The organism is Mycobacterium sp. 1423905.2, from assembly GCF_001673155.1.
GTDB lineage: Bacteria > Actinomycetota > Actinomycetes > Mycobacteriales > Mycobacteriaceae > Mycobacterium.
Genome location: NZ_LZLE01000332.1, coordinates 1 through 20,200, shown reverse-complemented (window position 1 = coordinate 20,200; position 20,200 = coordinate 1). Strand labels below are relative to the sequence as shown.

The 20,200-nt window shown below is 65.8% G+C and carries 18 protein-coding genes and 3 pseudogenes; 11 read left to right on the top strand and 10 right to left on the bottom strand.

The window, feature by feature from the left end:
- Positions 1-69 precede the first annotated feature (69 nt).
- Positions 70-195 (top strand): annotated as a pseudogene (locus tag A9W95_RS28115) (metal ABC transporter solute-binding protein, Zn/Mn family); the annotation flags it as partial.
- A 210-nt stretch (positions 196-405) separates the two neighbouring features.
- Positions 406-1,485 carry a substrate-binding domain-containing protein gene (locus tag A9W95_RS22905; protein WP_067418238.1) on the top strand — a complete coding sequence of 360 codons (1,080 nt, stop codon included), beginning with the start codon at positions 406-408 and terminating at the stop codon, positions 1,483-1,485.
- Here the strand turns inward: A9W95_RS22905 and kstR are convergent.
- Positions 1,482-2,081, bottom strand: a complete 600-nt coding sequence (gene kstR / locus A9W95_RS22900; protein ID WP_172826694.1) for a cholesterol catabolism transcriptional regulator KstR — start codon at positions 2,079-2,081, stop codon at positions 1,482-1,484. The genes A9W95_RS22905 and kstR overlap by 4 nt on opposite strands.
- 271 nt (positions 2,082-2,352) lie before the next feature.
- On the opposite strand from kstR, the gene A9W95_RS22895 reads away from it, so the two are divergent.
- Both A9W95_RS22895 and A9W95_RS22890 read left to right on the top strand, forming a co-directional pair.
- Entirely contained in the window at positions 2,353-4,461 is a 2,109-nt protein-coding gene (locus A9W95_RS22895; protein ID WP_067418234.1) for an acyl-CoA dehydrogenase, read from the top strand.
- Positions 4,462-4,565: 104 nt separating this feature from the next.
- Positions 4,566-5,441 (top strand): endonuclease domain-containing protein, encoded by an 876-nt coding sequence (locus A9W95_RS22890; protein ID WP_172826693.1) that lies wholly within the window; start codon positions 4,566-4,568, stop codon positions 5,439-5,441.
- A 2-nt stretch (positions 5,442-5,443) separates the two neighbouring features.
- Here the strand turns inward: A9W95_RS22890 and A9W95_RS22885 are convergent, their stop codons facing one another.
- Both A9W95_RS22885 and A9W95_RS22880 read right to left on the bottom strand, forming a co-directional pair.
- The gene (locus tag A9W95_RS22885) at positions 5,444-5,968 is read right to left on the bottom strand and encodes a hypothetical protein (RefSeq protein WP_067418229.1); all 525 of its coding nucleotides are present in this window, start codon (positions 5,966-5,968) and stop codon (positions 5,444-5,446) included.
- Positions 5,969-5,995: 27 nt separating this feature from the next.
- On the bottom strand, positions 5,996-7,072 hold the full coding sequence (locus A9W95_RS22880) for a ferredoxin--NADP reductase (protein WP_156746354.1): 1,077 nt from the start codon (positions 7,070-7,072) through the stop codon (positions 5,996-5,998).
- Between the two features lie 179 nt (positions 7,073-7,251).
- On the opposite strand from A9W95_RS22880, the gene hsaA reads away from it, so the two are divergent.
- From hsaA to hsaB, 4 genes are read left to right on the top strand one after another with little or no spacing between them, the layout of a single operon-like run.
- A complete protein-coding gene (hsaA, locus tag A9W95_RS22875; protein WP_067418223.1) occupies positions 7,252-8,436 on the top strand; it encodes a 3-hydroxy-9,10-secoandrosta-1,3,5(10)-triene-9,17-dione monooxygenase oxygenase subunit in 1,185 nt (394 codons plus the stop codon).
- A 3-nt stretch (positions 8,437-8,439) separates the two neighbouring features.
- Entirely contained in the window at positions 8,440-9,315 is an 876-nt protein-coding gene (hsaD, locus tag A9W95_RS22870; RefSeq protein ID WP_067418220.1) for a 4,5:9,10-diseco-3-hydroxy-5,9,17-trioxoandrosta-1(10),2-diene-4-oate hydrolase, read from the top strand.
- A complete protein-coding gene (gene hsaC, locus A9W95_RS22865) occupies positions 9,312-10,214 on the top strand; it encodes an iron-dependent extradiol dioxygenase HsaC (protein ID WP_067418218.1) in 903 nt (300 codons plus the stop codon). Before hsaD ends, hsaC begins: the two co-directional genes overlap by 4 nt.
- 18 nt (positions 10,215-10,232) lie before the next feature.
- Complete coding sequence (gene hsaB, locus A9W95_RS22860) at positions 10,233-10,799, top strand: 3-hydroxy-9,10-secoandrosta-1,3,5(10)-triene-9,17-dione monooxygenase reductase subunit (protein ID WP_067418214.1); 567 nt, start codon at positions 10,233-10,235, stop codon at positions 10,797-10,799.
- A 9-nt stretch (positions 10,800-10,808) separates the two neighbouring features.
- Here hsaB and A9W95_RS22855 read toward each other — a convergent pair whose 3' ends face one another.
- The gene (locus tag A9W95_RS22855) at positions 10,809-11,318 is read right to left on the bottom strand and encodes a hypothetical protein (RefSeq protein WP_216638192.1); all 510 of its coding nucleotides are present in this window, start codon (positions 11,316-11,318) and stop codon (positions 10,809-10,811) included.
- Positions 11,319-11,453: 135 nt separating this feature from the next.
- Between A9W95_RS22855 and A9W95_RS22850 the strand changes: the two are divergent.
- A pseudogene (locus A9W95_RS22850) lies at positions 11,454-12,346 on the top strand (arylamine N-acetyltransferase).
- Here the strand turns inward: A9W95_RS22850 and A9W95_RS22845 are convergent.
- The 5 genes from A9W95_RS22845 to fadD3 are packed head-to-tail and all read right to left on the bottom strand — an operon-like array spanning position 12,275 to position 17,993.
- Positions 12,275-13,441, bottom strand: coding sequence for a pyridoxal phosphate-dependent aminotransferase (locus tag A9W95_RS22845; RefSeq protein WP_067418208.1), 1,167 nt, complete (start codon positions 13,439-13,441; stop codon positions 12,275-12,277). The pseudogene A9W95_RS22850 and the gene A9W95_RS22845 sit on opposite strands and share 72 nt — an antisense overlap.
- Positions 13,438-14,394 carry an acyl-CoA dehydrogenase family protein gene (locus A9W95_RS22840; protein ID WP_067418204.1) on the bottom strand — a complete coding sequence of 319 codons (957 nt, stop codon included), beginning with the start codon at positions 14,392-14,394 and terminating at the stop codon, positions 13,438-13,440. Before A9W95_RS22840 ends, A9W95_RS22845 begins: the two co-directional genes overlap by 4 nt.
- The gene (locus A9W95_RS22835; protein ID WP_067418202.1) at positions 14,391-15,326 is read right to left on the bottom strand and encodes an acyl-CoA dehydrogenase family protein; all 936 of its coding nucleotides are present in this window, start codon (positions 15,324-15,326) and stop codon (positions 14,391-14,393) included. The genes A9W95_RS22840 and A9W95_RS22835 overlap by 4 nt, the downstream gene beginning before the upstream one ends.
- The gene (locus tag A9W95_RS22830; protein WP_067418199.1) at positions 15,326-16,471 is read right to left on the bottom strand and encodes an acyl-CoA dehydrogenase family protein; all 1,146 of its coding nucleotides are present in this window, start codon (positions 16,469-16,471) and stop codon (positions 15,326-15,328) included. The genes A9W95_RS22835 and A9W95_RS22830 overlap by 1 nt, the downstream gene beginning before the upstream one ends.
- 1 nt (position 16,472) lies before the next feature.
- Entirely contained in the window at positions 16,473-17,993 is a 1,521-nt protein-coding gene (gene fadD3, locus A9W95_RS22825; protein ID WP_067418196.1) for a 3-((3aS,4S,7aS)-7a-methyl-1,5-dioxo-octahydro-1H-inden-4-yl)propanoate--CoA ligase FadD3, read from the bottom strand.
- 68 nt (positions 17,994-18,061) lie between these two features.
- On the opposite strand from fadD3, the gene ipdE1 reads away from it, so the two are divergent.
- Together ipdE1 and ipdF are read left to right on the top strand one after the other, a co-directional pair.
- Complete coding sequence (ipdE1, locus tag A9W95_RS22820) at positions 18,062-19,210, top strand: acyl-CoA dehydrogenase IpdE1 (RefSeq protein ID WP_067418194.1); 1,149 nt, start codon at positions 18,062-18,064, stop codon at positions 19,208-19,210.
- On the top strand, positions 19,207-19,995 hold the full coding sequence (ipdF, locus tag A9W95_RS22815) for a (5R,7aS)-5-hydroxy-7a-methyl-1-oxo-2,3,5,6,7,7a-hexahydro-1H-indene-carboxyl-CoA reductase (protein ID WP_067418191.1): 789 nt from the start codon (positions 19,207-19,209) through the stop codon (positions 19,993-19,995). Before ipdE1 ends, ipdF begins: the two co-directional genes overlap by 4 nt.
- A 5-nt stretch (positions 19,996-20,000) precedes the next feature.
- Here ipdF and A9W95_RS27385 read toward each other — a convergent pair.
- Positions 20,001-20,200 (bottom strand): annotated as a pseudogene (locus A9W95_RS27385) (hypothetical protein); the annotation flags it as partial.

The following is a 20,200-nucleotide window of genomic DNA, read 5'->3' as shown; positions in this document are numbered from 1 at the left end:
CTGGTCGCTTCCGGCCCGCTGACAGCCTGCCACAGCGAAGGGCCCGCTCATCCGGGCGCGGTCGCGGTCGTGGCCTCCACCGAAGTGTGGGGCAGCGTCGCTCGTGCGGTCGCCGGCGGACGTCTGCCCGTCAAGTCGATCCTGACCGGCGCCGACGCCGACCCGCATTCCTACGAGGCCACGACCGCGACCGCGCCCGGATGAGCGGGCCCTTCGCTGTGGCAGGCTGTCAGCGGGCCGGAAGCGACCAGGCACAGCAATGCGGCAGTAAACGCCAATCGCACGTTTACATCCCTTCGCCGGCCGACAGGCGCACATAATACTAATGAAAACCGTTTCCATTAGGAAATCGCGTGGTGGCGTCCCGCGCACCGGTCTGCCCAAATCGTTGTAGCGTCACCGATCGTGAGTCCCACACCGCGCGCGCGGGCGACTCTGGCGTCGTTGGCGGCCGAGCTCAAGGTGTCCCGCACCACCATCTCGAACGCCTTCAACCGGCCGGATCAGCTCTCCGCGGACCTTCGGGAGCGGGTGCTGGCCACGGCGAAGCGGATGGGCTATGCCGGGCCGGACCCCGTCGCGCGCTCGTTGCGCACCCGCAAGGCCGGCGCGGTGGGTTTGGTGATGGCCGAACCGCTGACCTATTTCTTCAGCGACCCGGCGGCGCGCGACTTCGTTGCCGGTGTCGCGCAATCGTGCGAAGAGGTAGGGCAGGGGCTGCTGCTGGTCGCCGTCGGCGCCACCCGCAGTCTGGAAGACGGGACGGCGGCGGTATTGGGTGCGGGGGTGGACGGCTTCATCGTCTACTCGGTGTGCGACGACGACCCCTACCTGCAGACCGTGTTGCAGCGCCGGATGCCCGTCGTGGTGGTGGATCAACCCAAGGGCATCAGCGGAGTGTCTCGGGTCGGCATCGACGACCGGGCGGCGATGCGCAAGGTCGCCGACTATGTAGTCGGGTTAGGCCACCGTGAGATCGGGCTGCTGACCATGCGGCTGGGCAGCGATCGGCGTCAAGGTCTGGTGGATGCCGAACGGCTCAAGTCGCCCGCGTTCGACGTGCAGCGCGAACGCATCATGGGCGTATGGGACGCGATGGAAGCGGCCGGCGTCGATCCCGACGCGTTGACCGTGGTGGAAAGTTACGAGCACCTGCCCGCCTCCGGCGGTGACGCGGCGAAAGTGGCGCTGGAGGCCAACCCGCGCATTACAGCGTTGATGTGCACGGCCGATATCTTGGCGCTCTCGGCGATGGATTACCTTCGCGCTCACGGCATTTACGTGCCGGGTCAGATGACCGTCACCGGATTCGACGGCGTTCCGGACGCGATCAGCCGCGGGCTGACCACGGTGGCGCAGCCCAGCCTGCACAAGGGCCGTCGGGCCGGCGAACTGCTGCAGCGGCCGCCGCGATCGGGTCTGCCGGTGGTCGAGGTGCTCGACACCGAGTTGATCCGCGGCCGTACCGCGGGGCCGCCGGCTTAGTTGCTGTCTTGATCGCCGATCAGCAGGCGCACGGCCAGATCGAGGCGCTTGCTGACGTCGGTGGCCGAGGCGCGGCGGGTCAGCCAGGCCAGCAGGTTGGACAGCCACACATCCGAGATCACCCGGGCAATGTGGTATTGGTCCTCGGTCGGTTCCCCGTCGGCCATGGCCCGCGCGAACATGCTGTCGATCAGTTTCTCGACCTGGTCGACCTCGCTGGCGGCCGAGGCGTCGGCGAATACGTAGGCCCGCGTCATCGCCTCGGTCAGCAGCGGGTTGCGCTGCATGGCCCGGTTGAGCTTGCCGACCATGAAGTTGAGCCGCTGAAACGGCGTGCCGCCGGTCATGGAAGAGCGGTCGGTCTTGGCGTCGATGCGGCTGAACTCCCGGCCCAGCGCCGAGACCAGCAAGTGCACTTTGGACGGGAAGTAGCGGTAGAGCGTGCCGACGGCGACATCGGCGCGGTCGGCTACCGCGCGCATCTGCACCGCCTCATAGCCGCCCTTGGAGGCGATGGCCATGGTGGCGTCCAAGATGCGCTTACGGCGCTCTCGCTGCGCTTCCGAACCGAGTTCCGACTCCGCCAGTACCGCCACGTTCATCACCTCGCGTGGTTGCGCGTCGGAACCGCGGGCCGAATTAGCGTTGGCTGGCGACATTTAGCGGGCAACTCCTCTTTCGGGCGGTTCGTTCGCAAACGATACGCATGTTGAACGAAAATCTCCCACCTCCCCGCGGCTAGACCAACCAAGATGTACTGGTGTTATACCCATCGATTTGACGGTTGGTCGTCTGCACTATTAGAACACGTTCTAGTGGGGTTGAATCGTTCCTAACCATGTGGAATTAGCGACCGGGAGGTCTGCAGTGGTAGCGACCGTCACCGATGAACAGTTCGCGGCGCGCGAACTGGTGCGCGATTGGGCCCGCACTTCGGCCTCCGGATCGGCCGCCACTACCGCGGTGCGCGCGGTGGAGCAAGGTGACATCGACGCGTGGCGCCCGGTGTTCGCCGGCCTGGCCGATCTGGGTTTGTTCGGCGTTGCCGTCGACGAGGACCACGGCGGGGCCGGCGGCAGCATCGAAGACCTGTGCGCGATGGTCGAGGAGGCGGCCCGGGCGTTGGTTCCGGGTCCGGTAGCCACTACGGCGCTGGCGGCCCTCGTCGTCGCCGACCCCGAGGCGCTGGTCTCGGGGGAGCGGTTCGCCGGCGTCGCGCTCGAAGGCGATGTCACGTTCGACTCCGGCCGGGCCTCCGGTGAACTGCCGTTGGTGCTAGGTGCTACCGCCGACGGCTTGCTGCTGGTGCCGGCCGCAGATGCCTGGCTGCTCGTCGACGCCGGAGGCGACGGAGTGCGGGTGGAGGCATTGAAGGCGACCGACTTCTCGCGCCCCCTGGCGCGGGTGGTGCTGACATCGGCGCCGGCCACCGCCGTAGCGGCCCCGGGGGAGCGGGTGAAGGACCTGGCCGCCACCGTGCTGGCCGCCGAGGCCGCCGGGGTGACGCGCTGGGCGCTGGACACCGCGGTCGCCTACGCCAAGGTGCGGGAACAGTTCGGCAAGCCCATCGGCAGCTTCCAAGCGATCAAGCACATCTGCGCGGAGATGCTGTGCCGTGCCGAGCAGGCCGAGGTAGCAGCCGCCGACGCCGCCCGGGCCGCGGCCGACTCCGACGACGAGCAACTGGCCATCGCCGCGGCCCTGGCCGCCAGCATCGGCATCACCGCCGCCAAGGCCAACGTCAAAGATTGCATCCAGGTGCTCGGCGGTATCGGCTGCACTTGGGAGCACGACGCACACCTGTACCTGCGCCGCGCCTACGCCAACGGCCGCTTTCTGGGCGGAGCCGAATACTGGCTGCGCCGCGTAGCCGCGTTGACCCACGACGGCGTCCGACGCCGGCTCGGCTTGGACCTCTCTGAGGTGTCCGACCGGCGACCTGAGATCGCGGCGGCCATTGCCGAGGTGGCGAATCTGCCCGAAGAGAAGCGACAGGTCGCGCTCGCTGAGGCCGGACTGTTGGCGCCGCACTGGCCGGCGCCGCATGGCCGTGCCGCACTGCCGGCCGAGCAGTTGCTCATCGACCAAGAGATGGCGGCGGCCGGCGTGGTGCGGCCCGACTTGGTCATCGGCTGGTGGGCCGCGCCGACCATCCTCGAACATGGCACTCCTGAACAGATCGAGAAATTCGTGCCAGCTACCCTGCGCGGCGAATTCCTGTGGTGCCAACTTTTTTCCGAGCCCGGCGCCGGGTCGGACCTGGCGTCGTTGCGCACCAAGGCGGTACGTGGCGACGGTGGGTGGTTGCTCACCGGGCAAAAAGTGTGGACATCCGCCGCGCACAAGGCCCGATGGGGGGTCTGCCTGGCGCGCACCGACCCCGACGCACCAAAACACAAGGGCATCACTTACTTCCTGGTCGACATGCACTCGCCGGGCATCGAGATTCGCCCGCTGCGCGAGATCACCGGTGACTCGCTGTTCAACGAAGTGTTCCTGGACAGCGTGTTCGTTCCCGACGAGATGGTGGTCGGTGCGGTGAACGACGGCTGGCGGCTGGCGCGGACCACGCTGGCCAACGAGCGCGTGGCCATGGCCACCGGGACGGCATTGGGCAACCCGATGGAGGAACTGCTCAAGGTGCTGGCCCAGTTGAAACTCGATGCCGCCCAACAGGATCGGTTGGCCCGGTTGATTCTCCTCGCGCAAGCGGGCGCGCTGCTCGATCAGCGGATCGCTCAGCTGGCCGTAGGTGGGCAGGATCCGGGCGCGCAGTCCAGCGTGCGCAAGCTGATCGGGGTGCGCTACCGGCAAGCGTTGGCCGAGTACATGATGGACGTCTCCGAGGGCGGCGGCTTGGTGGAAAACTCTGCCGTGCATGACTTCTTGAACACCCGCTGCCTGACCATCGCGGGCGGGACGGAGCAGATCCTGCTCACGGTGGCCGCCGAGCGGTTACTCGGCCTGCCGCGGTAGGCCTCCTTTCGTCGAGCCTGAAGTTTCGCAGGCCCGCACTCGCACTTTCCCTACAAATCTTCAGGCTCGGCGTCATGTCGGGCCCCGATGCCACTATGCGCGACATGCAGGTGGTGTTTCGGGGCGGCGAAGCCGTCGCAAGCGGTGCGGTGACGCGGCACGAGTTGCGCCGCTGGTATCGGCCGATCTTTCCCGGCGTGTACGCCCCGAAGGCACAAGAGCTCTCGCTGCGGCAGAGGACCGAAGGCGCATGGTTATGGTCGCGGGGCCGAGCGGTCATTGCCGGTGTCGCCGCGTCGGCGTTGCATGGGGCCCGGTGGGTCGACGCTGATATCGCCATCGAACTGATCTCGTCGAACACCCGGCCACCACGGGGAATCGTCGCCCGCGAACAGGTGATCGCCGAGGATGAAGCCACGCGCGTCGCGGGCCTGCCCGTCACCACCCTGGTTCGGACGGCCTACGACTTGGGCCGCCTACTGCCTCGCGATCAGGCGGTGGCGCGTATGGACGCGTTGATGCACGCCTCGCCGTTTCAAGTCGATGCGGTGTTGGCGCTGGCCCAGCGATATCCCGGCGCCCGGGGAACGCGCCGATTGCCGTCTACGCTGCGGCTGGTCGATGGTGGCGCCGCGTCCCCCAAGGAGTCGTGGCTGCGGCTAGAGCTCATCGATGCGGGCTTTCCCGTTCCCACCACCCAGCTACCCGTCAGCGAAAATCATTGGGGCGTGGCCTTGTTAGACATGGGTTGGCCGGAGTACGGCGTGGCGGTCGAGTACGACGGCGACCAGCATCGCAGCGACCGCCGGCAATACGCGAAAGATCAGTGGCGGTCGCGCAAGCTCGCGGAACTGGGATGGATCGTTGTCCGAGTCATCGCCGAAGACAGACCCGCCGACGTCATCGAGCGGGTCGCGAAAGCGCTGCAAACGCGGGGGTGGCGGCCCGGTCGCACACCGATCACCGCGTTGGCCGGCTAACCCTAGGAGAAGTTGGTCTGTGCGCAGGTGCTGGGTGTGGTCAGGTTGACCCCGGAATAGACCACCTGAGTGTGGGTGCAGACGATCACGTTGACGTTGGTCATGGGTTGACCCGTCGACCAGCTGGTCGAGTCGATGACGCCGGTCGTCTGGTATTTGTCCGGCGGCCCCTCTCCGAAATAGACGGTGGTAATCACGTCGTTTCCGCCTTCTTTGAACACCCGCTCGAATTGACCGGTGGCGTGCGCATCCAGGTAAGCCAACCGGTTCGTCGAGCGGATCTCGGTGGTTTGCCGAGCCCACAGGTCCGACGGGAATCCAGCCGGACCCTCGGGGGTGCGCAGATTGGTACCTGCGACGAAGTCACAACTGCCGTTGCCATGGCAATTGACGACGGCGCGGGTCTCCAGCTGATTGGCCTCGTCGACGGGGAACAGTGTGGTCGCGGTATTGGTGCCCGCCGTCGCCACCGGAGCAGACGACAACGCCGCCATCAGACCGACCACCGCGAAACCAAGCCGCTTCATCGCGCTCCCCTTCCCGGTTTGCTACCCCTACTCGTCGTAGGTCACTTCTACCGAATCAGATTCGGGGTGAGATTGACAGGCCAGAATTAGCCCGTCGTCAAGGTCTTCCTGTTCCAGCACGTCGTTGACCTCCATGCTGACTTTGCCGTTGCGCAGCGTGGTCGCGCACGCGCCGCAGTGGCCCTCCCGGCAGGAGAACGGCGCGTCCAGCCCCTTGGCGAGCAGCACGTCGAGCAGCTTGGCGTTGCGCGGCCACGACACGGTGTGCGTCTCGCCGTCCAACTCGACGACGGCGGTGGCGGGCGGCTGGTCACCGGTCTCCTCCACCGTTACCGACGCGAACGGGTCGGACTCCAGCGACTTGAAGACCTCGATGTGCACCTGCTGGTCCGGCACATCCAGGGTTTGCAGGGCCGTGCGCGCCGCCTCCATGAATGGACCTGGACCGCAGATGTATGCCGGTCGATCCGTGAACGGAGCGGCCAGCTTCGCCAGCGCCGGTGCGGTCGGCAGTCCCTGTACCGACTCCAGCCAGTGCACCACCGTGAGCCGGTGCGGGTACTTGACCGCGAGCTCACGCAGTGTGTCGCAGAAGATCACCGACCGCTCGTCGCGGTTGGCGTACACCAGCGTCACCTGCCCGCCGCCTTCCGACAGCGCCGACTTGCAGATCGACATGATTGGGGTGATACCGCTGCCGGCGGCCAGCAATAGGAAATCGGCATCGAGCGTCTTGGGTACGAACGTGCCCGACGGCGCCAGCACATGGATCCGCATCCCCTTGTGCGCGTTCTCGCACAGCCAGTTGGACGCGTAGCCGTCGGCGGTCCGCTTGACCGTGACCGTGAGCGCGTCGTCGGTGAACGGGGAACTGCACAGCGAATAGCAGCGCGCGACCGAGCCGGTGCGGTCACTGGGGATGCGCAGCGTCAAGAATTGGCCGGGCGCGTAGCGCAGTCGCTCCGGGGGGATGGCCGGGTCTCCGGGCCCGTCCGGCACCGAGAAAACCAGCGACCGCGAGTCGTCGGTTTCGGCGACGACCTCGGCGATCTCCAGCTCCAAGACGTGGTCGCCGAGCGGCTCGTCGGGAACACCCTCGGTCAAGGCCGCCTTCCCTTCCGTCATAACTAGAACATGTTATAGAAAAGCCGATTCGTATCGCTACCAGCCGCAGGAATACCCTGCTCGACACAAATCGGAACGTGTTCTAGTCTTTGTCTAAGTCCAAATCTGTCCGTGTCGGTTGTGAGCCCAGTCCGCCACCTCGCAGGAGGCAAATCCAAGTGACGTCCATTCAACAGCGTGATGCGCAGGCCGTGTTGGCCGCCATCGATGATCTGCTTCCCCGGATTCGGGAGCGCGCTCAAGCGACGGAGGACCTGCGGCGGCTGCCCCAGGAGACCGTCGACCAGCTGGAAGAGGCCGGCTTCTTCACGCTGTTGCAGCCCGAACAGTGGGGCGGTCTGCAGTGCGACCCGACGCTGTTCTACGAGGCGACCCGGCGGCTGGCCAGTGCCTGCGGTTCGACCGGCTGGGTGAGCTCGATCATCGGCGTGCACAACTGGCACCTGGCGCTGTTCGACCAGCAGGCTCAGGAGGAGGTTTGGGGCGAAGACACCAAGACCCGCATCTCCTCCTCATACGCCCCGATGGGCGCCGGTGTGGTCACCGACGGTGGTTACCTGGTCAACGGCTCGTGGAACTGGTCGTCCGGCTGCGACCACGCCACGTGGGCCTTCCTCGGCGGGCCGGTGATCAAGGACGGCCGGCCGGTCGACTTCGGCAGCTTCCTGATCCCCCGCAGCGAGTACCGCATCGACGACGTGTGGCATGTGGTCGGGCTGCGCGGCACTGGCAGTAACACCGTGGTCGTCAAAGACGTCTTCGTCCCCCGGCACCGGTTCCTGTCCTACAAGGCGATGAACGACGGCACCGCCGGCGGCTACCAGACCAACACCGCGCCGGTCTACAAAATGCCCTGGGGCACAATGCATCCCACCACCATCTCGGCGCCCATCGTGGGTATGGCCTACGGCGCCTACCAGGCGCACGTCGAGCACCAGGGCAAGCGGGTGCGGGCGGCGTTCGCCGGGGAGAAGGCCAAAGACGACCCGTTCGCCAAGGTGCGCATCGCCGAGGCGGCCAGTGACATCGACGCCGCGTGGCGCCAGTTGAGCGGCAACGTCGCCGACGAGTACGCGTTGTTGTCGGCGGGCAAGGAGATCCCGTTCGACCTGCGCGCCCGGGCGCGCCGCGATCAGGTACGCGCCACCGGACGCTCGATCGCCTCGATCGACCGGCTGTTCGAGGCCTCCGGCGCCACCGCGCTGGCCAATGACGCACCCATCCAACGGTTCTGGCGCGACGCTCACGCCGGCCGGGTGCACGCCGCCAACGATCCCGAACGTGCCTACGTGATCTTCGGGAACCACGAGTTCGGGTTGCCGCCTGGCGACACCATGGTCTAGCCCATGACCGTCACCGAGGAACTGACGTTCGAGGCCACCTCACGCTTCGCCGAAGTCGACGTGGACGGGCCGCTCAAGCTGCATTACCACGAGGCCGGCGTCGGCCACGAGCAAACCGTGGTGCTGCTGCATGGCGGGGGTCCCGGCGCGTCGAGTTGGACGAACTTTTCCCGCAACATCGCCGTACTCGCCGAGCGATTCCATGTGCTCGCCGTCGACCAGCCGGGTTACGGCCACTCCGACAAGCGTGCCGAGCACGGGCAGTTCAACCGGTACGCCGCCAGGGCACTCAACGGTCTTTTCGAGCAACTCGGCTTGGGGCGAGTGCCGCTGGTCGGCAACTCGCTGGGTGGCGGCACCGCGGTGCGGTTCGCTTTGGACTACCCGGACAAGGCCGGGCGCCTGGTGCTCATGGGGCCGGGCGGCCTGAGCGTGAATCTCTTTGCACCCGACCCGACCGAGGGCGTCAAGCGACTGGGGAAGTTCTCCATCGAGCCCACCCGGGCGAACCTCGAGGCGTTCCTGCGGGTCATGGTGTACGACCAGAAGCTGATCACTCCGGAACTGGTGGACCAACGTTTCGAGTTGGCCAGCACCGAGGAGTCGCTGACCGCGACCCGGGCGATGGGAAAGTCGTTCTCGGGCGCCGATTTCGAGTTGGGCATGATGTGGCGTGAGGTCTACAAGCTGCGTCAGCCGGTCTTGCTGATCTGGGGGCGCGAGGACCGGGTCAACCCGCTGGATGGCGCGCTGGTCGCGCTGAAGACCATTCCCCGTGCGCAGCTGCACGTCTTCGGGCAATGTGGGCATTGGGCGCAGGTGGAGAAGTTCGACGAGTTCAACAAACTCACGATTGATTTCTTAGGAGGTGGGAGATGAGCATCCGGTCGCTGGGCTATCTGCGCATCGAGGCCACCGATATGAACGCGTGGCGGGAATACGGCCTGAAAGTCCTCGGCATGGTCGAGGGTAAGGGCAACACCGAGGGCGCGTTATATCTGCGGATGGACGACTTCCCGGCCCGGCTGGTGATCGTGCCCGGTGAGCACGACCGGCTGGCAGAGGCCGGCTGGGAATGCGCCAATGCCGAAGGGTTGCAGGAGATCCGGAACCGGCTCGAGGTCGAGGGCACTCCGTACAAGGAAGCTACCGCCGCCGAACTGGCCGACCGCCGCGTCGACGAGATGATCCGGTTCTCCGACCCGTCGGGCAACTGCCTGGAGGTGTTCCACGGCGCCGCGCTCGAGCACCGGCGCGTGGTCAGCCCCTATGGGCACAAGTTCGTCACCGGTGAACAGGGTCTGGGGCATGTCGTGTTGTCCACCCGCGACGACGCCGAGTCGCTGCACTTTTATCGCGACGTGCTGGGCTTCAAGCTGCGTGACTCGATGAGACTGCCCCCGCAGATCGTCGGTCGCCCCGCTGACGGGCCCCCGGCGTGGTTGAGGTTCTTCGGCTGCAATCCGCGCCACCACAGCCTGGCCTTCATGCCGGCGCCAACACCGAGTGGCATCGTGCACCTGATGGTGGAAGTGGAGAACGCCGACGACGTCGGTCTGTGCCTGGACCGGGCGTTGCGCCGCAAGGTGCCGATGTCGGCCACGCTGGGCCGGCACGTCAACGACCTGATGCTGTCGTTCTACATGAAGACGCCCAGCGGCTTCGACATCGAGTTTGGTTGCGAGGGAAGGCAAGTCGAAGACCACGACTGGATTGCGCGGGAAAGCACCGCGGTAAGTCTGTGGGGGCACGACTTCTCGGTCGGGTTCAAGGGCTGATCGCAGGGTTAGCCGGTAATGGGTGACGCGCCGATTGACCCGCGCACGTTCCGTAGCGTGCTGGGCCAGTTCTGCACGGGCATCACCATCATCACCACCGTGCACGACGATGTGCCGGTCGGCTTCGCCTGCCAGTCTTTCGCGGCGCTGTCGCTGGACCCGCCGCTGGTGCTGTTCTGCCCGACGAAGGTCTCGCGGTCCTGGCAGGCCATCGAGGCCAGCGGCCGGTTCTGTGTGAACGTGCTGACCGAGAAGCAGAAGCACGTCTCGGCGCGGTTCGGATCCAAAGAACCCGACAAGTTCGCCGGAATTGATTGGCACACATCGGAACTCGGTTCGCCGATCATCGACGGTTCGCTGGCTTACATCGACTGCACGGTGGCGTCCGTGCACGACGGCGGCGACCACTTCGTCGTGTTCGGCGCGGTGCAGTGTCTCTCCGAGGTGCCGAAGATCAAGCCCCGGCCGTTACTTTTCTACCGCGGCGAATACACTGGCATCGAACCGGACAAGACCACTCCGGCGCAGTGGCGCGACGACCTTGAAGCGTTTCTCACCACCACCACCCAGGACACCTGGTTGTAAGCGTTACGGTCAGATCGGCCTGCGGTGGTTGTGCGACTCGCCTGGATTGGTCCCGAGGTTGGTCCCTTGGTTGGTGCCGGTCGCGGCGGGGTGTTCCTGGCTGTACGCCTGGTCTTCTCGATTCGTCCGTAGATCTTCGGTCTCGGCTGATTCCAGGTCCTTGTCGCGCCTGACCGTCGGGTCGAGGTCGTCCGCGCGTTGCCATTGCTCTTGCAGTTGTTCACGCGAGGTGGTCACGTCGCTTTGGTGCTTGGCCGCACGCTCGTGCAGCCGGGCAGCTTCGGCCGCCTTGGCCTCCGCCTCGGCCTGCGCGGCACGGGCTTTGGCCGCGGTTTCCTCGGCGAGCGCTTCGCGTCGCTGCACCTTGGTCTGCTCGATCCGAGCCTGCTCGCGGATCTCTTCTGCCTGCTGTAGCTGACGACGGCGCTTGGCTCTGGTAGCCATGGCGGCGAGGAGGGCAATCAACACGATTGCCACCACAGCGACGATAACGATCAGAACGATATCCCTGGTACTCATGATGAGCTCCATTTAATTGATCGGTGTGCGGTTGTATGCAGCCGTCTCTACCGAGTCCCCATATTCAACAAAGACAAAACGACCATTCGTTCGGCGGCACAAATGGCCGCCGTGGCTCTCGGCCAGAATGAACACATGGCACTGGATCTGACCGCATACTTCGAGCGGGTCAACTACCACGGCGCGACCGAGACAACCCTCGAGGTTTTGCAGAACCTGATGACCGCCCACACTCGTGCAATTCCGTTCGAGAACCTCGACCCGCTGTTGGGTGTGCCGGTCGGTGACCTCGGTCCGCAAGCGTTGTTCGACAAGCTGGTGCACCGGCGGCGCGGCGGTTACTGCTACGAGCAGAACGGTCTGATGGGCTACGTGCTGGCCGAGCTGGGCTACCAGGTGCGTCGATTCGCCGGCCGGGTGGTGTGGATGCTTGCCCCCGACGCGCCGCTGCCCGCGCAGACACACACCGTGCTCGGCGTCACCTTCCCTGGCTCGCGCGGGTCCTATCTCGTCGACGTCGGGTTCGGAGGCCAGACTCCGACGTCACCGCTGCGTCTGGAAACCGGCAGCGAACAGCAGACCACGCATGAGCCGTACCGACTCGACGACCATGAAGAGGGCCTGGTGCTACAGGCGAAGGTTCGCGATCAGTGGCAGACGCTCTACCGATTCACCACCCAGTCCCGGCCACGGATCGACCTGACGGTGGGCAGTTGGTACGTGTCGACATGTCCGGCATCGCACTTCGTGACCGGCCTGACCGCGGCTATGGTCACCGACGACGCACGAGTGAATCTGGCGGGTCGAACCATGACCACTCACCGCGCCGACGGATCGGAGAAAATCGTTCTGGACGACGCCGCGGCGGTGGTGGACACCTTGGCTGAGCGCTTCGGCATCAACGTGGCAGACGTCGGTGACCGCGGCGCCCTCGAAGCGAGGATCGCACAGACCAGTTAGCGGCGCCGCAGCCAGGGGCCGACCCGCCGCAGCGCCTCCACGATGTCACTGGTCGGCCCGGCGAATGACAGCCGGACGAACAGGTTGCCCCGGACGGTGTCGAAGTCGATGCCTGGAGCGATGGCTACCCCGGTGTCTGCCAACAACTTCGAGCAGAACAACAGCGAGTCGTCGGTGAAATCAGAGACGTCGGCGTAGACGTAGAACGCGCCGTCGGTCGGCGCCAGTCGGTCGATGCCGATCTGGCGCAGACCGTCGAGCAGGAGTGTGCGATTGCTGCTGTAATGGCGCAGGTTGGCGTCGGCCTCGGCGGCGGCCTCGGGGGTGAACGCCGCCACGGCTGCGAGTTGGGACAGTACTGGTGGGCAGATGGTGAAGTTGCCCGTCAAGCAGTCCACGGCGCGACGTAGTTCAGTGGGCACCACGAGCCAGCCCAGCCGCCATCCCGTCATCGCGTAGTACTTGGAGAAGCTGTTGACTATCACCGCGTTTCGCGACGTTTGCCACGCGCAGCTGGTTGGCGGCGCACCCGGATAAACCAGACCGTGATAGACCTCGTCACTGATCAACCGCACCCCGGTGGTGTCACACCACGAGGCGATGGCCGCGAGCTCTTCAGCTGGTATCACCGTCCCGGTCGGATTGGCGGGACTGGCGACGATGACCCCTTGCACCGGCGGGTCGAGTTCGGCAAGCAATTGGGCGGTCGGTTGGAACCGGGTTTCCGGCCCGCATGGGATCTCCACAACCTCGCACCCCAAGGCCGACAGGATGTTTCGATAGCACGGGTAGCCGGGGCTGGCCATCGCCACCCGATCGCCAACGTCGAAGCATGCCAAGAAGGAGAGCAGGAAACCACCCGAGGAACCAGTCGTGACCACCACCGCATCGGGTTCTACGGTGATGCCGTGCTGACGCTGATAGTCCGCTGCAATCGCCGCGCGCAACTCCGGAATGCCCAGCGCCACCGTGTAACCCAATTGGTTCAGGTGCAACGCCGATGCCGCGGCGGCGCGCACTGGCTCCGGGGCGCCGACGCTGGGTTGGCCTGCCGAGAGGTTCACCAAGTCACCATGGGTGCGCTGGCGCTCTGCGGCGGCCAGCCACACATCCATCACGTAGAACGGTGGGATGCCGGCGCGCAGAGCCACTCGGTCGGTCACGGCGTTGGGAGTACCTCGGATTCGAGTCGGCTAAGCAGATCCGACGGGGAGTCGAGCAGGTGCGCGCTGCCGTGCGCCCGCTTGAAATACAGGTGCATGTCGTGCTCCCACGTGATCGCTATGCCCCCGTGCAGCTGAATGCCCTCGGCCGCCACGACATTGAGCGCCTCGGTAGCGGCCAGCCGTGCGGTGGCCGCGGTGGTGGGTGACGGTTGTGCGCAAGCGTCGTTGACGACGGCGCGGGCCGCGGCAACTGTTACGTACAGATCTGCCATGCGGTGCTTGAGCGCCTGGAAGCTGCCGATCGGACGGCCGAATTGCACCCGGTTCTTGGCGTACTCGACGGTCAGGTCCAAGCAGCGTTCGGCGGCCCCGATCTGCTCGGCTGCCAACAGGATCGCCGCAGCGTCGGCGATGCCCGGATCATCGCTCAGCGGCTCGGTCTGTTCGGGCTGCAGCTTCGCCAGCCGACGAGTCGGATCCATGGTGGTGACAGGCTGCGCGGTGAAGCCGGTCCACTTGGTGAGCTGACCGTCCGAAACGGCCACCACCACGTCGGCGATGTCACCGTTGACCACGTAATCGGGGTCGATGACCAGGGCCCCGATGGCGCTGCCTTCGGCAAGGGCTCCCAGCGTTTCGGCGTCCGGCTCCGCCGCGGCAAGCAGGGCCAGCTCGGCCAGCGTGGTTCCCAGCAGCGGGGAGGGAACCAGCGCCCGGCCCAATTCCTGCAATACCGTTGCCGCATCGGCCAGTTCACCACCGGCCCCACCCAATTCCTCGGGTATCACCAGCGCGGCGGCGCCCACCTGCTCGCACAGCAGCTGCCACAGGGACTCGTCGTAGCCGCGCTCAGACTCCATGGCCGCCCGCACGGCCGCCGGGCCGGCATGCTTGGCCACCAGCGCCGCGACGGTGTCGCGCAGCATTTCCCGTTCTTCGCTGACCGTCATAACGCCTCCAGCACTCGGCGCCGATGTTCCTCCGGGGTGCCCCACGCCGACCGCAGCGCCTGTACCCGCAACAGCCAATGAGACAGGTCGTGCTCTTGAGTGAACCCGATGGCGCCGTGGGTCTGCAACGCCGAACGCGCCGCCAACAGGCCGGCCTCGCCGGCCGCTACCTTGGCGGCGCTGACATCACGTGCTGCCAAGGTCAGCCCCGCGCCGTAGACGAGTGGGCGGGCCAACTCGATGGCGATGTGGACGTCGGCAAGTTTGTGCTTGATGGCCTGATACGAGCCGATCACCCGGCCGAACTGGGAGCGCTGCTTGGCGTAGTCGACGGTAGTGCTCAGCAGCGCTTCGGCCGCACCGACCAGTTGCGCGGCGGTGGACAGTGCCCCGAATTCGTACGCGCGCGCGACGTCGGCGTCCCAAGACTCCCCGCTTGGCGTCACGTCGTAGAGGTGACGGCTGGGGTCGACGGAGTCATGTCGGTCGCCGGCTTGGCCTTCGGTTACACCGTTGTCGCCGGCGACCAACACTAGACCGGCGGTGTCCGCGTCAACCGCGCGCGGCACTTGCGGCGGTAGCGCGACGGTGGCTATCAGCTCCCCGGAGGCAAGCTCGGCGCTGCGGTCGTCGTCGGCGAGCAAAACCGGCGCGACGGCAATGGATTCCGTCACCGGACCCGGCACACACCAGCGGCCAAGCCGTTCCAGGGCGACCACCAGGTCCACCGGTTGAGCGTCTAAGCCGTCGAATTTCTCGGCAACGGTCAGCGCCGTCACACCGAGGTTGGCCAACTGCTCCCATACTTTGCGGCCGGGCGCGAGGTCACCGGCCGACCAGGCCCGCACCACACTGGGCAAGTCGGCGGCGCCGAGCGCGGCATCGATGCTGGCGGCGAAGTCGCGCTGCTGCGCGTCGAGTGCAAATTCCACTATCGCTTCTCTCCAGCTCTTTCCCGGGGCAGGCCCAGCAGGCGTTCCGAGATGATGTTGCGCTGAATTTCGTTGGTGCCGGCATAAATCGGTCCGCCGAGCGCGAACAGCAGACCCTCGGTCCAGGACCCGGCCAATTCCGCGTCGGCGCCGAGAATGTCGAGCGCGGTCTGATGCAATTCGATGTCGAGGTCCGACCAGAACACCTTGGTGACCGACGATTCGGCTCCAAGCTCGCCGCCGGCGGCCAGCCTGGTCACCGTTGCGAACGTCTGCAACCGGTAGGCCTGTGCTTTGATCCATCCGTCGGCGACGCGTTCGGCGAAAGCTTCCGGTGAGCCGTGGTTTTTCCACAATTGCACCACTCGTTCGGCCGCGGCCAGGAAACGCGCCGGGCTGCGTAGTGACATGCCCCGCTCATTGCTCGACGTACTCATTGCCGCCCGCCAACCGTCGTTCGGGGTGCCGATCACGTCCTGGTCGGGCACGAACACATCGTCGAGAAAGATTTCACCGAACCCGGTATCACCACCGAGCTGGGCGATCGGGCGCACAGTGACGCCGGCGGCCTTGAGGTCGAACATGAAGTAGGTCAGCCCGTGATGGCGCTGCGCTTCGGGATCTGACCGAAACAACCCGAAACCCATGTCGGCGAACGGGGCTCGTGAGCTCCAGATCTTCTGCCCGTTGAGCAACCAGCCACCGTCGGTCTTGGTGGCGGTGGACCGCAATGACGCCAGGTCACTACCGGATTCCGGCTCCGACCAGGCTTGGGCCCAGATCTGTTCACCGCTGGCCATTTTCGGCAAGATCCGGTCGAGTTGTTCAGCGGTGCCGTGAGCAAACAACGTGGGCGCCAACATCGACGTGCCGTTGGCGCTGGCCCGTCCGGGTGCTCCGGCCCGGAAGTATTCCTCTTCGTAGACCACCCAGTGCAGCAGCGGCGCGTCGCGCCCGCCGTACTTCTTCGGCCAGGTGATGACCGACAGTCCGGCGTCGAACAGCACTCGGTCCCAATGCCGATGCTGGGCAAAACCTTCGGCGTTATCGTAGGACTTCGTCGGAATGGAATCGGCATTGGCCTTGAGGAAGTCTCGCACCTCGGCTTGGAAGGCCAATGTGTCGTCGTCGAAATCGAGGTCCACTTCAGCCCATCTCTCGCAGTTGTGGTTTGACCACCTTGCCGCCGGCGTTACGCGGCAACGCGTCGACGAACCGCACCGAACGGGGTGCCTTGAAGTTCGCCAAATGCTCTCGGGAATAAGCGATTACCGATACCTCGTCGACTTGGGCGCCGGGCCGGGCGACGATGAACGCTCGTCCCACTTCGCCCAGTCGATGGTCGGGTACCCCGATCACGGCCACATCGGCGACGCCGGGCATCCGGGCCAGCACCTGCTCGATCTCGGCGGGATAGACGTTGAAACCGCCGCAGATGTACATGTCCTTGAGGCGGTCGGTAATACGCAGGTTGCCCACCTCGTCGATGACGCCAATATCACCGGTATGCAACCAACCGTCAGCGTCGATGGCCGCCGCCGTCGCATCCGGGTCGTCGAGGTAGCCCAGCATCACATTGGGTCCGCGCAGGAGCACCTCCCCGGAATCGTCGATGCGCAAGTCGAAATCGGCGAAAGGGCGACCGCACGTGGTCGCCACCGTCACCGCGTCGTCCTCGGCCCGGCACATCGTGCCCATGCCGTTGGCTTCGGTCAGACCGTACGCGGTGAGCACAATGTCGATGTCGAGTTCGGACTGCATGCGTTCGACCAGGACTACCGGCACCGTGGCCGCGCCGGTCACCGCGAAACGCAGTGAGCTCAAGTCATATTCGCCGCGGGCGGGGTGGTCGAGCAAGGTCTGGTAGATGGTGGGCGGACCCGGCAGCACCGTGATGCGGTGCTGCTCGATCGCCTGCAGGGCGCGCAGCGGATCGAAAGTCAGGTGCGGGATCAAGGTGGCGCCGGTCTGCAGACAGGCCAGGATCCCGGCTTTGTAACCGAAGTTGTGGAAGAACGGGTTGATACACAGATAGCGGTCGTTGCTGGTGATCTTGCCGTTGGCGGCCCAACTAGCCGATGCCGACAACGACTGCCGATGCGCGCACAGCACACCTTTGCTGCGCCCGGTGGTGCCGGAGGTGAACAAGATGTCGCTGACGTCGTCGGGACCGACGGAAGCCGCTCGGACGCGCGCCGCTTCCGTGTCGCTGCCATGGCTCATGAACTCGTCCCAGGTTCCGTCGGCTTCGTCGATCGGTATCCGCACGATGTGCCGCAACACCGGCAGAGCGGCACGTTCCAGATCGGCGGCCCGGTCAGTGCCCAAGAAACGGCCCATCGCGAAGAGCACCGGCGCCTCGGTGCGGGCCAGAATGTCCACGGCTTCGGCTGCGGTGTATCGCGTATTCAGCGGGACCATCGCCGCACCCGCATGGTGGATGGCTAGACAAGCGACGACCCAGTGCCAGGTGTTGGGTGACCAAATCGCCACTCGGTCGCCGGCCTGCACGCCCAGCGCGATCAGCGCGGCCGCCGCCCGGTGTACCTCGTCGCGCAGCTGCGCCGAGGTGAAGTCCCGGTCGTCGGTGATCAAGGCGTCATGGTCGGGGAATTGACTCGCGAGACGATCCAGCGCCGCGGGCACGGTGCGCGGATCGCTGGTCATGACGCTCCATTCTCAACCGGCCAAGCCGGGCTAACAAAGCAAGTGCTTGGTAGGTTAGCCTACAGGTCATGCAGGACGTCGAGGAGTTCCGGGCGGAGGTGCGCCAGTGGCTCGCCGACAATCTGGTCGGTGAATTCGCGGCGCTGAAGGGTCTGGGCGGCCCCGGCCGAGAGCACGAGGCATTCGAGGAACGCCGGGCATGGAACCAACATCTGGCGGCCGCGGGACTGACCTGCCTCGGGTGGCCGGTCGAGCACGGCGGACGGGGACTGTCGACGGCGCACCGGGTGGCCTTCTACGAGGAGTACGCGCTCGCCGACGCGCCGGACAAGGTCAATCACTTCGGCGAGGAGTTGTTGGGGCCCACGCTGATCGCGTTCGGCACGCCAGAACAACAGCAGCGCTTCTTGCCGCGCATCCTCGACGTCACTGAACTGTGGTGCCAGGGATACTCGGAGCCGGGCGCCGGCAGCGACTTGGCGAACGTCTCCACGACCGCTGAACTCGACGGTGATCAGTGGGTGATCAACGGACAGAAGGTGTGGACGTCGCTGGCTCACTTGTCGCAATGGTGCTTTGTGGTCGCCCGCACTGAGAAGGGTTCCAAACGGCATGCCGGGCTGTCGTACTTGTTGGTGCCCTTGGATCAGCCCGGGGTGCAGGTGCGGCCCATCGTTCAGATCACCGGCACGGCGGAATTCAACGAAGTCTTCTTCGACGACGCCCGCACCGACGCTTCCCTGGTGGTGGGCCAGCCGGGTGATGGTTGGCGGGTCGCGATGGGCACCCTCACTTTCGAGCGGGGCGTCTCGACGCTGGGCCAACAAATCGTCTACGCCCGTGAGCTTTCCAATCTCGCCCAGCTGGCCCAGCGCACCGGCGCCGCCGACGACCCGTTCATCCGGCAGCGGTTGGCGCGGGCGTGGGCCGGACTGCGGGCCATGCGTTCCTATGCGTTGGCCACCATGGACGTCGAACAGCCGGGTCAGGACAACGTGTCGAAGTTGTTGTGGGCCAACTGGCATCGTTCACTAGGGGAGTTGGCGATGGACGTGCTCGGCAAGGCCGGGCTGGCCATGCCCGACAGTGAGTTCAACGAGTGGCAGCGGCTATATCTGTTCACCCGCGCCGACACGATCTACGGCGGTTCCAACGAGATTCAGCGCAATATCATTGCCGAGCGGGTGCTCGGCTTGCCGAGGGAGGTCAAGGGGTGACGCTTTCTGTCGCGCCGAAAGAGATTGCCGGCCATGGCCTGTTAGACGGCAAGGTGGTCGTCGTGACCGCCGCCGCGGGCACCGGCATCGGTTCGGCCACCGCGCGCCGCGCGCTGCTCGAGGGCGCTGACGTGATGATCTCCGATCATCACGAACGCCGGCTGGGCGAGACCGCAGCCGAGCTGTCCGAGCTGGGATTGGGTCGCGTGGAAAGCGTTGTGTGTGACGTCACCTCAACCGCGCAGGTTGACGCCTTGTTCGCGTCGACCACCGCAAGGCTGGGCCGGGTCGACGTGTTGGTCAACAACGCTGGGTTGGGCGGGCAGACACCGGTGGCCGACATGACCGACGAGGAGTGGGACCGCGTCTTGGACGTGTCGTTGACGTCGGTGTTCCGGGCCACTCGGGCGGCGTTGCGGTACTTCCGCGACGCACCGCACGGCGGGGTGATTGTCAACAACGCCAGCGTCCTGGGCTGGCGGGCCCAGCATTCGCAGGCGCATTACGCCGCGGCCAAGGCGGGGGTCATGGCGCTGACGCGGTGCAGCGCGATCGAGGCCGCCGAGTACGGGGTCCGGATCAATGCTGTGTCGCCGAGCATCGCGCGGCACAAGTTCCTGGACAAGACGAGTTCGCCAGAATTGCTCGACCGGTTGTCTTCGAGTGAGGCGTTCGGCCGCGCCGCCGAGCCGTGGGAGGTGGCGGCCACCATAGCGTTCTTAGCTAGCGATTACTCCAGCTATCTGACCGGTGAAGTCATCTCGGTGTCCAGCCAGCATCCGTAGGAACCTTAGGGCCGGCTCAGGTTGAAGAAGCCGGAGATGAAGCTGCCGACGTTAGCCAAACCTGAGTTGACGCCAGCCAGCGTGGTCCCTACGCCTCTGTTGAAGAAGCCCGACATTTGGCCGTTGAAGGCCGATCCACCGCTGGCCGTGTTGAACAACCCTGAAATTACGTCACCGGAGTTGCCGAAGCCCGAGTTACCAATAC

Bases quoted from the DNA above. Each gene is read 5' to 3' on its own strand.
- A9W95_RS22890 (WP_172826693.1), top strand. From the start codon at position 4,566: ATGCAGGTGGTGTTTCGGGGCGGCGAAGCCGTCGCAAGCGGTGCGGTG.
- A9W95_RS22885 (WP_067418229.1), bottom strand. From the start codon at position 5,968: ATGAAGCGGCTTGGTTTCGCGGTGGTCGGTCTGATGGCGGCGTTGTCG.
- hsaD (WP_067418220.1), top strand. From the start codon at position 8,440: ATGACCGTCACCGAGGAACTGACGTTCGAGGCCACCTCACGCTTCGCC.
- hsaC (WP_067418218.1), top strand. From the start codon at position 9,312: ATGAGCATCCGGTCGCTGGGCTATCTGCGCATCGAGGCCACCGATATG.
- hsaB (WP_067418214.1), top strand. From the start codon at position 10,233: ATGGGTGACGCGCCGATTGACCCGCGCACGTTCCGTAGCGTGCTGGGC.
- A9W95_RS22855 (WP_216638192.1), bottom strand. From the start codon at position 11,318: ATGAGTACCAGGGATATCGTTCTGATCGTTATCGTCGCTGTGGTGGCA.
- A9W95_RS22840 (WP_067418204.1), bottom strand. From the start codon at position 14,394: ATGACGGTCAGCGAAGAACGGGAAATGCTGCGCGACACCGTCGCGGCG.
- fadD3 (WP_067418196.1), bottom strand. From the start codon at position 17,993: ATGACCAGCGATCCGCGCACCGTGCCCGCGGCGCTGGATCGTCTCGCG.
- ipdE1 (WP_067418194.1), top strand. From the start codon at position 18,062: ATGCAGGACGTCGAGGAGTTCCGGGCGGAGGTGCGCCAGTGGCTCGCC.